This window comes from Dickeya sp. ws52 (assembly GCF_007210685.1).
GTDB lineage: Bacteria > Pseudomonadota > Gammaproteobacteria > Enterobacterales > Enterobacteriaceae > Dickeya > Dickeya chrysanthemi.
In genome coordinates this window covers 224690-236801 of the sequence record NZ_SZVX01000002.1, presented here as the reverse complement: position 1 = coordinate 236801, position 12112 = coordinate 224690, and the positions used below count along the sequence as shown (strand labels likewise).

The following is a 12112-nucleotide window of genomic DNA, read 5'->3' as shown; positions in this document are numbered from 1 at the left end:
TAAAAGCAATAATTCAACTGAAAATATGTGTTACACTATTTAAATAGATGAAAAACATCATTTGTATCTCACTCTGCCCATCTTCCTGACGGTTTTCTGCGATTATTCGTTGAATCACGCCACCGATATACGGCCAGGGAACGGTTTGGGTCGGCAGAACACATAAGCATTCAGGGGCCATAACCTACTGACGGCTCAGGAATATCCGCTCATTCTCGTTACGCATGGCAAAGGAGTCGGAATGCATGATAATACCACCCCCTTAATCTCCACGATGGCCGTCGGTCTGGTATTGGCTTTTTTGCTGGGCATTCTGGCAAACCGGCTGCGTATTTCGCCATTGGTCGGATACCTGGTAGCCGGCGTGATGGTCGGGCCTTTTACGCCCGGTTTTGTCGCCGATACCCGACTAGCACCTGAAATTGCCGAGCTGGGCGTCATTTTGTTGATGTTTGGCGTTGGGTTGCATTTCTCACTACGGGATTTGATGGCGGTAAAATCCATCGCCATTCCCGGTGCGGTGGCGCAAATCATCATGGCAACGCTGCTGGGAACGGGATTGTCATCATTGCTGGGTTGGAGCCTGTCTGAGGGATTGGTATTTGGTTTGTGTCTGTCCACCGCCAGTACGGTCGTGTTGCTGCGCGCGCTGGAAGAACGTCAATTGATTGATAGCCAGCGCGGGCAAATCGCCATTGGCTGGCTGATTGTTGAAGACCTGGCGATGGTGCTGACGCTGGTACTGCTGCCGGCTTTCGCCGACATGTTGAAAACCGACACCGCCGATACCGGTAAATTGTTACAAGACCTGGCGATTACGCTGGGTAAAGTGGTGGCGTTCATCACCCTGATGGTGGTAGTCGGCCGTCGCGTGGTGCCGTGGGTATTGGCGAAAAGCGCCAGTACCGGCTCAAGAGAGTTATTTACGCTGGCGGTATTGGCGATGGCGCTCGGCATCGCCTTTGGGGCGGTTAAACTGTTTGATGTTTCGTTTGCGCTAGGCGCATTTTTCGCCGGTATGGTTTTGAACGAATCAGAGCTCAGCCAGCGCGCCGCACACGATACGCTACCGCTGCGCGATGCATTCGCCGTGTTGTTCTTCGTTTCCGTCGGGATGCTGTTCGACCCAATGATTTTGATGCGAGAACCGCTGGCCGTACTGGCGACCTTGCTGATTATCGTGGTGGGCAAATCGATGGCCGCCTTTTTGCTGGTACATCTGTTTGGCCATTCCCGACGTACAGCGCTGACTATTTCCGCCAGTCTGGCGCAGATTGGCGAGTTCGCCTTTATTTTGGCGGGCCTGGGCATTTCACTCGGTATGCTGTCGGAAAATGGCCGCAATCTGGTGTTGGCCGGCGCAATTTTGTCGATAATGCTCAACCCGCTGTTGTTTACGTTGCTGGAACGCTATCTCGCCAGGCATGAAACCATTGAAGAGCAAATCGTTGAAGAAGCGATCGAAGAAGAAAAGCAGATCCCTATCGACCTGTGCAACCATGTGTTGTTGGTCGGCTACGGGCGCGTAGGCAGTCTGATCGGTGCCCAACTGCATCAGGCCGGCGTCCCGATGGTAGTGATTGAAACTTCACGCGCACGTGTCGATACGCTACGGGAACAAGGAATTAAAACCGTACTGGGCAACGCGACCCGGCCCGATATCATGGATATAGCCCGCCTCGATTGCGCCAGTTGGCTGCTGCTGACCATACCCAACGGCTACGAAGCCGGGGAAATCGTCGCGGCGGCAAGAGCCCGGCGACCGGATTTGAAAATCATCGCCCGGGCGCACTATGACGATGAAGTGAGCTATATCACCGAGCATGGCGCCGACCACGTCGTCATGGGTGAGCGGGAAATCGCCGAAACCATGATAACCATGCTGGACGTGGATGAGATCGTCGCCGCCAAAGCCTGCCCAATCTAAAAAGCGCCTTGTCAGGCACCCCTCGGTGCCTGACGTTCCCTCACCGATATCGGTTTATTCCTGCTCATCGACCAGTTGCGCCAGCAGTGCAATATGCAACGGCGCGTCGTTCAGCGCGGGGATATACTCAAAAGACTCACCGCCGGCGTGCAGGAAGATCTCCCGATTCTGCTCTTTGATCTCTTCGAGCGTTTCCAGGCAATCGGCCGCGAAACCTGGGCAAATCACCTGAATTCGCTTAACGCCTTGTTTCGGCAATGCCTGCATCGTTTCATCGGTATAGGGCGTCAGCCAGGCCTCACGACCAAAACGGGACTGGAAGGTCATCATCACCTGTTCCGGCGGCAAGCCAAGCGCGGCAGTCAACGCCTTTGCCGTCGCGGCGCAGCGCTCGGGATAATCATCACCTTCATCGGCGTAGCGCTGCGGAATACCGTGGAATGAAATCACCAGCTTATCCGGCACGCCATGCTGCGCAAACGACTGTTCGACGCTGTGCTTCAACGCGGCGATATACGCTGGATGCTCGGCATAATCACGGATAAAACGAATACCCGGCACCTGACGCCGATGACTCAGCAATTTCGCCAGGCCATCCCACACCGCCGCGGAGGTGGAACAGGAATACTGCGGGTACATCGGCAATACCGTCACTGTGGTAACGCCCTGTGCCAACAGCGCATCCAGTGCGGACTGCAAACTCGGCGAACCGTAACTCATACCCAGTTCAACCGGGATATCCGGCAGGCTCGCGGCCAGTGCCTGTTGCTGTCGGCGGCTGTAAACCAGCAACGGTGAACCTTCCGCCATCCACACCGACTGATAAAGTTTCGCTACCCGCGGCGAACGGGTCGGCAAAATAATGCCATGCAGCAATGGGCACCAGAGTAACCGGGTCAAATCAACCACACGCCGGTCATGCAGGAATTCGGCCAGATAACGTTTCACGGCTTGCGGCGTCGGTGCATCCGGCGTCCCCAGATTCACCATCAACACACCGCGTTTTTCTTTTTTCATCAACGTTTTCCTTTACTGCCGCTTCGGCATCATCGTTTAGACAGGAACGGAATAGCATTGTAGCGGAAACATCGCGATGAAAAACCGCCAGGCAGCGTGGTTAAAGACGATATCAGCAATTGTCGGGAACGATATAACGGAGGGAAAACAGCGGGAGGATACGGTAAGAAGCGCCGCCAGTCATGGCAGCGCCTGCGAAAAACGGGATTAGCCGAGAATACGCGCCAGCTCGCTGCTGACCTCATTGACCGGGCGAGTACCGTCAATCTTGTGGTAACGGGTATGGTTAGCCGCCGCTTCCTGCTGATAGTAATTGACCAGCGGCGCAGTCTGCTGATGGTATTCCACCAGACGTTTGCGTACGGTGTCTTCCTGATCATCTTTACGGATAGTCAGATCATCACCGGTCACGTCGTCTTTCCCTTCCACTTTGGGCGGATTGAACGTTACGTGGTATACACGGCCGGAAGCCGCATGTACGCGACGGCCGATGATACGTTCAACGATCAGCTCATCGGGAACGTCAAACTCAATGACGTGATCGACAGTAATACCGGCGTCTTTCATCGCGTCAGCCTGAGGAATGGTACGCGGGAAACCATCCAGCAAGAAACCGTTGCGGCAGTCATCCTGTGCGATGCGCTCTTTAACCAGGGCAATCACCAGTTCGTCTGTCACCAGTTTACCCGCATCCATGATTTCTTTTGCCTGCTTGCCCAGTTCGCTACCGGCTTTTACCGCCGCACGCAGCATATCGCCGGTGGAAATCTGCGGAATGCCATACTTCTCCATGATGAACTGAGCCTGAGTACCTTTGCCTGCGCCTGGAGCGCCCAGCAGAATAATACGCATTGCGTAATTCCCCTTGCTATGTAGTTTTTTTAAAAAAAATTTGAAAAACGCTAAACCATACCATTCCGGAGGCGCTTCCTCAAGGAACGGGCTCGCTTCAGCGGGCGCGGCAAAACTGAAATTCGTGATGGCGCATGACTTTTCAGCCAGTTCTGAGAGTGTAGACGACGAAACATCAGACGGGAAATCGTCTCAACATTCAGAATTACGAGAGAGAAAACAGAGTTACGAGAGAGAAAAACGCCCCGAAAAACCGGGGCGTTTGTCATTACCGCAAAATACGTCAGGCGGTCAGCAGTTGGTTCATCCGACGGATAAACTGGTTAGGGTCCTCTAGCGTACCGCGTTCGGCAAACAACGCTTGCTCCAGCAGCAACTCCACCCATTCGCCGAATTGCGTTTCATCCTGCGTATCGGCGGCACGCTTCACCAGCGCATGTTCCGGATTCAGCTCAAAGATGTACTTCACTTCCGGCGCCTGTTGGCCGGCAGCGGCGAACAGCTTCGCCATCTGAGTGCTCATGTCGTTGGCATCAGTGGTCACAATTGCCGGAGTATCAGTCAAGCGGTGAGTCAAGCGAACCTCTTTGACGCGCTCGCCCAACAGCGTCTTAACACGCTCGACAAACGGCTCCAGCGCCTTCTCCGCTTCTTTCTGCGACTCGTTGGCGTCATCCGCCAGTTTATCCAGCGACTCATCCGCCTTGCTGACCGACTGTAGGGACTTACCGTCAAACTCGGTCAGGTAGCTCATCATCCACTCGTCGATACGATCGGAGAGCAGCAAGACTTCAATGCCTTTCTTGCGGAACAGTTCCAGATGCGGGCTGTTCTTGGCGGCGGCGTAGCTGTCGGCGGTGATGTAGTAGATCTTGTCCTGGCCTTCCACCATACGGCTGATGTAGTCATCCAGCGACACGGTTTGTGCATCGCTGTCGGTGTGCGTGGAGGCAAAGCGCAACAGTTTGGCGACGGTTTCGCGATTGCTGCTGTCTTCCGCCGGGCCTTCTTTCAGCGCCAGACCGAACTGACTCCAGAATGTCTGGTATTTTTCGCTGTCGTCTTTGGCCAGTTTTTCCAGCATTTGCAGTACGCGCTTGGTCAACGCGGTGCGCAGGCTCTGCGTCACGCGGTTATCCTGCAAAATTTCGCGGGATACGTTGAGCGGCAGGTCGTTTGAATCGATCAAGCCACGCACAAAACGCAGATAAGTCGGCATGAACTGCTCAGCGTCGTCCATAATGAACACGCGCTGTACATACAGTTTCAGGCCGTGTTTATGGTCACGGTTCCACATATCCCAGGGCGCGGCGGCGGGAATATATAACAGGCTGGTGTATTCCTGTTTCCCTTCCACCCGGTTGTGGCTCCAGCTTAACGGCTCGGTAAAGTCATGGGCGATGTGCTTATAGAACTCGTTGTACTCATCATCGCTGATTTCGGATTTGTTGCGGGTCCACAGTGCCTGAGCCTTGTTGATTTTCTCCCAGGTGACCGTTTCTTCACCGCCCTCTTCCTCACTTTCCGTGCGGGATTCAATTTCTACCGGCAGAGCGATATGGTCGGAATATTTGCTGATGACTGAGCGTACGCGCCAGTTGTCGAGAAACTCATCTTCACCTTCACGCAGGTGCAAGGTGATTTCCGTACCACGCCCTGGTTTAGCGATATCGGCGATGGTGTATTCGCCTTCGCCGGCAGACTCCCAGAACACGCCCAGCTCAGCGTCAGCCCCCGCCACACGGGTTTTCACCGTCACCTTATCAGCAACGATAAACGCGGAGTAGAAACCCACCCCGAACTGGCCGATCAACTGGCTGTCTTTCGCCTGATCGGAACCGAGAGATTCCAGAAACGCCTTGGTGCCGGATTTGGCGATCGTCCCCAAATTGTCGACAACGTCATCGCGGCTCATACCGATACCGTTATCGCTAATAGTGAGCGTGCGCTTTTCCTTATCGATCGATACGCGAACGCGTAATTCGCCATCGCCTTCATACAGTTCCGGCGCCGACAACGCGCGGAAACGCAGTTTATCCGCAGCATCGGACGCGTTGGAGATCAATTCACGCAGGAACACTTCTTTATTGGAATACAGCGAATGAATCATCAGGTGCAGCAGTTGCTTCACTTCTGACTGGAAGCCGCGGGTCTCTTGGCCTTTCATACTCATTATTACTTCCCTCAATACGTATTTATTCAGTCTGATTCAACGGAGGATGAGCAACAGATGGGGATTAACCGTCAAGGTTTCAAGGGGGAATTTGCAATTGGCGATACTGAAAGCGTTCGAAATATCAGTAATAAGAATACGGGCCGCCGATTGACGGCCGTAGAGATTGACGACGGTAAAAATCAGAACCGGATAGGATGACGCCCGGCCAGCGAGTGGGACAACGTCGTGCCGTCCACCATTTCCAGCTCACCGCCTACCGGCACACCGTGAGCGATACGGCTGGCCATGACGCCGTGTTCGGCGCACAGCTCGGCGATGTAGTTCGCCGTTGCATCGCCTTCCACCGTCGGGTTGGTGGCCAGAATCACTTCACTGATGGTTTCCGTCGCCAGACGTTCTTCCAGCCGATCCAACCCGATGTCGCCGGGGCCGATGCCATCCAGCGGCGACAGATGCCCCATCAACACAAAATAGCGGCCGGCAAACTGCCCGGTCTGCTCGATGGCGTGGATATCCGCCGGGCTTTCCACCACGCAGATCTGACCGTTTTGCTGACGGCGCGGGTTCGCACAAATGCTACAAACGTCCTGCTCGGTAAACGTCCGGCAGTCGGCACAATGACCGATCTCGGACATGGCACGCGTCAGCGCCTGCGCCAGACGCATACCGCCGCTGCGATCGCGCTGCAGCAGATGAAATGCCATACGTTGCGCCGATTTCGGCCCCACGCCGGGCAAACAGCGCAGCGCCTCCATCAGCGATTCAAGAAGCGGGCTGGTTTGCATCAGAACGGCATCTTAAAGCCGGGCGGCAGCGGAATACCACTGGAAACCGACGCCATTTTTTCCTGCTGGACTTCAGCGATACGACGAGCGGCATCATTGAAGGCGGCTGCAATCAAGTCTTCCAGCATCTCTTTGTCGTCTTCCATCAGACTGGGGTCAATTTCAACACGACGACAGTTGTGAGCGCCATTGATGGTCACCTTCACCAGCCCGGCGCCAGATTCCCCGGTCACTTCCAGAGTGGCCATCTCTTCCTGCGCTTTCTGCATTTTTTCCTGCATCTGCTGCGCTTGCTTCATCAGATTGCCTAAACCGCCTTTACCAAACATATCGTTCTCTCTACCACTTTCGGGCTGCCAATCGGCAGCGGGGTTAAACGGGGCGGATACTCTCTTCGTCCAGTTCCGCGTCAAAGAAACGCCGCAGCGTTTGAATATTACTATCCGCCATGATGGACTGACGCGCCTGCGCCAGCTTCTCTTCATAAATGGCCTGACGCCACTCCAACGGCGTACGCACTGCTGAAGCGTCGTCTTCAATAATCGTCAGGCTAACCGTACGGCCATAATGCGCCGACAACGCCTCCGACAACGTTTTTTGCGCTGCCGTCGAATTCAGATGACGCTGGGAAGAACGCAGATGCAAATGAATCACGCCCTCCTCCGGCATCTCTTTAAATGCATTAAGCGCCAATTGCTGTACCAGTTTCGGCAACGTCAGGCGATTGATTTCCGCCGCCCAGGCATCGCGATCCATGGCTTCAACCGCCAGTCGCGCCGCCAGCTCCGGCGTTTTTTCATATTCCAGCGCCGAACGCAGCGCTTTAGGCGTGGTCACCGGCGCCGTTTCCACCGGCTCGGCTTTCTTCTGCGCCCGCCAGCGATACGCTTCCTGCTTTTTCTGCTCTTCCTGCGCCACGGCTTTCGCCGCCATTTGCTGCTGACCACGCTCGCTCACCGAAGCCAACCGCTCCAGCGCCGAGTTTACCGGCCGCGTTTTTCCTGACGCTGCCGGTTCAGCCTTTTTTGTGGGGGTATTCCCCTGCCGATTCAACAACTGGCTACGCGCCTGCAACAACTGCGCGGTTGCATCCGGCAAATTGTTTTCCGGGGCTGGCGGCGCAGGTGGCTCACTGCCTGTTGCCGGCGCACGGTTGACCACGGGTTCGCCGCCGGATAATACGGCAGGCGTCGCACTGGCGGTCCGGGCAGATGACGGCGCACGCGCCGATTCAGCGGCTAACGGCGTACCCGTCGCAGGCGCAGTCAATGGCGCGCTAGCCGGGACCGGCTCGGCAATCGTCTGGCTGGGATGAAACGCCAGCGCCCGTAACAGCGCCATTTCCACACCCATACGGCGATCCGGCGCGTAAGGCAGTTCCTTACGTCCTACCAACAACGTTTGATAATAGAGTTGTACCTCGGCAGGCGGGATCACCCGCGCCAGCTCGCGCAGCCGTGGAGCAACCTGCTGGTATTCGTCTCCCAAAGCGGAAGGCAACAACTGTAACATGGCAATTCGGTGCAACAGCGTCAGGGTTTCCACCAACAACGCTTCCCAATCAACACCACGCGCCGCGGCCTGCCCCAGCAGCGCCATTACGCCGGCACCGTCGCCTTTTACCAGCGCTTCGATCAACGCCAGCGGCTGTTCATCGTCCAGTGTGCCCAGCATCTGGCTGACGGCGGCGGCAGTGACCTGCCCTTGCCCCATGGCAATCGCCTGATCGGTCAGGCTCAGCGCATCACGCAGGCTTCCATCGGCGGCGCGAGCCAGCAATTGCAACGCACGCGGTTCCGCAGCCAGTTGTTCCTGCTCCAGCACTTGTTGCAGATGCTGACGAATCTGCTCGGCATCAAGCGCTTTGAGATGAAACTGCAAACAGCGGGACAGAATCGTCACCGGCAGCTTTTGCGGATCCGTAGTCGCCAGCAGAAATTTTACGTGCGGCGGCGGCTCTTCCAGCGTTTTCAGCAACGCGTTGAAGCTGTGACGGGAGAGCATGTGCACTTCGTCGATCAGGTAAACCTTGAAGCGGCCGCGGGCCGGCGCGTATTGCACGTTATCCAGCAGATCGCGGGTATCTTCCACTTTAGTACGGGATGCGGCGTCAATCTCGATCAGATCGACAAAGCGCCCTTGCTCGATTTCCCGGCAAGTGTCGCACTGGCCGCAAGGCGTCGCCGTCACTCCCGTTTCGCAATTCAGCCCTTTTGCCAGCAAACGGGCGATCGTCGTCTTACCTACGCCCCGAGTACCGGAAAACAGATAGGCATGATGGATGCGGCCTAACGAAAGACCATTGGCTAACGCCGTCAGGACATGTTCCTGACCGACCACATCAGCAAAGGTTTGGGGACGCCACTTACGGGCAAGAACCTGATAGCTCATCAATACCGCAGCAGTTGAGTTATTGAGGAGGTGATGCTAACACAGTCTCGCCGCCATCGGCGAGACTGCCGTCATCAATGGCCGGGGAAATCGACCAGGCTGTAGCAGGTGATGCCCATGTTTTCAAGGCGCTGCTGTCCACCCAGGTCGAAGAGATTGATGATGAAAGCGGCGTCGGAGACCTGACCGCCGAGGCGGCGAATCAGCTTAACGGTGGCTTCAATCGTGCCGCCCGTCGCCAACAGATCGTCTACCACCAGTACATGGTCGGCGGCGGAAATGGAATCGGCATGAATTTCCAGCGTATCACTGCCGTATTCCAGTTCGTAGCTTTCGCTCAACGTCGCGCGCGGCAGTTTACCCGGCTTACGCACCGGAACAAATCCGACGCCCAGCGCCAGCGCCACCGGTGCGCCAAACAGGAAACCACGCGCTTCGGTACCGACGACTTTGGTAATGCCGGTGCCCTGATAGCGTTTAACCAGCATGTCGATGCTCGCCGAATAGGCCTGCGGATCCTCCAGCAGGCTGGTCACATCACGAAACAGTATGCCCGGTTTCGGATAATCCGGAATACTCTTGATACTGTTTTTAATCAATTCTGGCTGCTGAGTTGCGGTCATAATGTTGTGCCTGATAAAACCTTATATTCACTGAACACCGCCACGCTTTTTCACCCTGTCGCCCAGGGGCATTAACGATAAAATACGGCGGCGGCTCGCGCACGAAAACGCTCAAATCTAGTCAAACTGATTGGCAAATGCAACCGGCCTACGTCGATCTGCGCATTTTTATCGCAGGCTATTGTTTGGGATCAATAACCGGTAAACGCAGCATAAACGTCAGCAACGCCGCCAAAATCACCAGCAGCAATCCCCTGACCCAATTGATCTCCACCAGCCATAGCGACACCGCAAAAGTTGCGATAATCACCAGCACCGCTTTGGTTTTGACGCCCGGCGGCAGGGCCCGGTGTTGTTGCCAATGGCGCAAATACCCGCCGAACCAGGAACGATACAATAACCAGTAGTGAAAACGCGGCGATGATCGGGCAAAGCACCAGGCTGCCAGCAACAAAAACGGCGTAGTCGGCAGTAACGGCAAGACTACGCCTAGCGCCGCCAGCACCACCGCCAGCCACCCTATGATTATCAGCACGACTCGATACATCTCACCTCCGATTCTTCCCACACTGATCTATTCCCGGAGGTTCTCCAGCCGGGCTGCGGTTGTGCCAATCGCAATCCACAGGAATCGTTGTATCATAACGTCACGTTAACTCAACACATCGCCGTACATGTTTGAACATTCCATCCTCGACCCGATTCACGCTTTTCTTCACGCCACAACGCCGGACGAGTGGATCGCCGAAGCACGTAAACCGGAAAACCTGCCTACGTTATTGCGCGATCACCTACTGTGCGAACTGAAAGCCGCCCAGAGCGCCTTGTTTTTGCTCCGGCGTTATGCGGTGGATCAGGATATTCGGCATCAGTTGCAGGATTGGATTGCACCGTATGAAAATTTTGCTTATCGGGACATCGGGGATAGGCAAACGCTGACGGCAAACGGATTGATTTCCCGGCAGATCACCGCACGTTCCGGCTGCCGTTACAGTCAGGATATGATCGATAAGATGGTGCTGCTGATCCGTGAAGAACTGCACCATTTCTATCAGGTGCTGGAGATGATGGAGCACAAAGGCATTGCTTATCAGAATATCCCGGCCAGCCGTTACGCCCGGGGTATGACGCAGCACATGAAAACGCATGAGCCGGATGCGCTGGTGGACAAACTCATCATCGGCGCTTTTATCGAAGCACGTTCCTGCGAGCGTTTCGCCAGGCTGGCTCCCCACCTGGAAGAGGATCTGTGCAAGTTCTATATATCACTGTTACGCTCTGAAGCACGCCACTATCAGGATTATCTGGCGCTGGCGGAACAGATTGCCGGTAAAGACATCACCGCACGCATTGCATTTTTTGCGCACACGGAAGCACAACTGATTACCAGTCCGGACCACGATTTCAAATTCCACAGCGGCAAACCGGCGCTCAATACGCACTGACCCGGCCCGATATTCCACCAGCCGCGATTTACGGATACCGCGGTCGACCGACGGAGGACACGCCATGGACACACAGGCACTGTTGACGGCGCTGGCGCGTCAGATTGATACGCTGGCACGAGAGATCGAGCCGGTCGCCGCACGGCAGGCACCCCGATCACGTTTTGATCGCCAGTTGTTTAGCTGTTATGGCACCCGGCTGGGCGATTATCTCGACGAGATTCGTCATAACCACCAGTACCTGCAACAATATGTACAGGAACAACGTCTGGATCGGGTGGCGTTCATGGCGGAGAGATTGCTGACGCAAATGACGGCGCTACAGCGGGAACTGGCGACTCAACCGTTGCGGGCACAGGAGCCTGCAACGCCGGCACCTCAGGATCGATACCAGAAACTGGCGGAATATCAGGGCTATGAGCGTCGGCTGTTAGCCATGATTCAGGACAGGGAAAGCCTGCTGGCAACGCAAAACCAGCTCAGCGAACAGCAACGTCTTCAACGCGAGCTGGCGGCGCTGGAAGGCCGCCTGGCGCGTTGCCGTCAGGCACTGACGAAACTGGAGCGGCAAATTGAACGTCAGGAACAGGGATATTGACCTTGATGTCCCTCGTTCACTATTTTTTCTGCTATGTTTTAGAAAAAACAGCACAGGATTGGAGCGAGATAGAAAATCATGCCGCTGGAAAATGAAACGCCGGACGTCAAACTGGCGGTCGATCTCATCATGCTGCTGGAAGAGAACCAGATAGCACCGGAAGTTGTACTGGCGGCGCTGGAAATCGTACGTCGGGACTACCAGTTAAAGGCCGATACACACGCCCAACACACCACGTCGGCCTGACGCCGGAGCTGTTTTCCCTCCGGCGACACGCTTATGACCGACATTTCTCCTG

At 55.6% G+C, this 12112-nt stretch carries 12 protein-coding genes and 1 other annotated feature; of the genes, 4 read left to right on the top strand and 8 right to left on the bottom strand.

From position 1 onward, the window contains the following. Nucleotides 1–241: 241 nt before the first annotated feature. Nucleotides 242–1927 (top strand): YbaL family putative K(+) efflux transporter, encoded by a 1686-nt coding sequence (gene ybaL, locus FDP13_RS02930; protein WP_012770707.1) that lies wholly within the window; start codon nt 242–244, stop codon nt 1925–1927. Between the two features lie 54 nt (nt 1928–1981). Here the strand turns inward: ybaL and hemH are convergent, their stop codons facing one another. From hemH to FDP13_RS02890, 8 genes are all read right to left on the bottom strand, one after another. After that, complete coding sequence (gene hemH, locus FDP13_RS02925) at nt 1982–2944, bottom strand: ferrochelatase (protein ID WP_143838534.1); 963 nt, start codon at nt 2942–2944, stop codon at nt 1982–1984. A gap of 207 nt (nt 2945–3151) precedes the next feature. Beyond that, nucleotides 3152–3796, bottom strand: coding sequence for an adenylate kinase (adk, locus tag FDP13_RS02920; protein WP_027712805.1), 645 nt, complete (start codon nt 3794–3796; stop codon nt 3152–3154). A 283-nt stretch (nt 3797–4079) separates the two neighbouring features. Continuing rightward, nucleotides 4080–5963: a molecular chaperone HtpG gene (gene htpG, locus FDP13_RS02915; protein WP_199886292.1), complete on the bottom strand. Its 1884-nt coding sequence runs from the start codon at nt 5961–5963 to the stop codon at nt 4080–4082. A 188-nt stretch (nt 5964–6151) separates the two neighbouring features. Continuing rightward, entirely contained in the window at nt 6152–6757 is a 606-nt protein-coding gene (gene recR, locus FDP13_RS02910) for a recombination mediator RecR (RefSeq protein ID WP_027712807.1), read from the bottom strand. Beyond that, a complete protein-coding gene (locus FDP13_RS02905; protein ID WP_012770712.1) occupies nt 6757–7086 on the bottom strand; it encodes a YbaB/EbfC family nucleoid-associated protein in 330 nt (109 codons plus the stop codon). The genes recR and FDP13_RS02905 overlap by 1 nt, the downstream gene beginning before the upstream one ends. Nucleotides 7087–7129: 43 nt before the next feature. Further along, entirely contained in the window at nt 7130–9148 is a 2019-nt protein-coding gene (gene dnaX / locus FDP13_RS02900; protein WP_143838530.1) for a DNA polymerase III subunit gamma/tau, read from the bottom strand. After that, nucleotides 7739–7803 (bottom strand) — a sequence feature (DnaX frameshifting element). (Overlaps the previous gene by 65 nt.) Before the next feature lie 74 nt (nt 9149–9222). Further along, entirely contained in the window at nt 9223–9771 is a 549-nt protein-coding gene (gene apt / locus FDP13_RS02895; RefSeq protein WP_012770714.1) for an adenine phosphoribosyltransferase, read from the bottom strand. A 178-nt stretch (nt 9772–9949) separates the two neighbouring features. Then, nucleotides 9950–10318: a DUF454 family protein gene (locus tag FDP13_RS02890; RefSeq protein ID WP_027712810.1), complete on the bottom strand. Its 369-nt coding sequence runs from the start codon at nt 10316–10318 to the stop codon at nt 9950–9952. 127 nt (nt 10319–10445) lie between these two features. Here FDP13_RS02890 and miaE point away from each other — a divergent pair, with 127 nt between their 5' ends. From miaE to rsmS, 3 genes are all read left to right on the top strand, one after another. Then, the gene (gene miaE, locus FDP13_RS02885) at nt 10446–11216 is read left to right on the top strand and encodes a tRNA isopentenyl-2-thiomethyl-A-37 hydroxylase MiaE (protein WP_033575983.1); all 771 of its coding nucleotides are present in this window, start codon (nt 10446–10448) and stop codon (nt 11214–11216) included. A gap of 64 nt (nt 11217–11280) precedes the next feature. Further along, nucleotides 11281–11814: a primosomal replication protein PriC gene (priC, locus tag FDP13_RS02880; RefSeq protein WP_033575984.1), complete on the top strand. Its 534-nt coding sequence runs from the start codon at nt 11281–11283 to the stop codon at nt 11812–11814. Nucleotides 11815–11892: 78 nt separating this feature from the next. Further along, nucleotides 11893–12060: a pleiotropic regulatory protein RsmS gene (rsmS, locus tag FDP13_RS02875; protein ID WP_072033788.1), complete on the top strand. Its 168-nt coding sequence runs from the start codon at nt 11893–11895 to the stop codon at nt 12058–12060. The last annotated feature ends 52 nt before the right edge of the window (nt 12061–12112 follow it).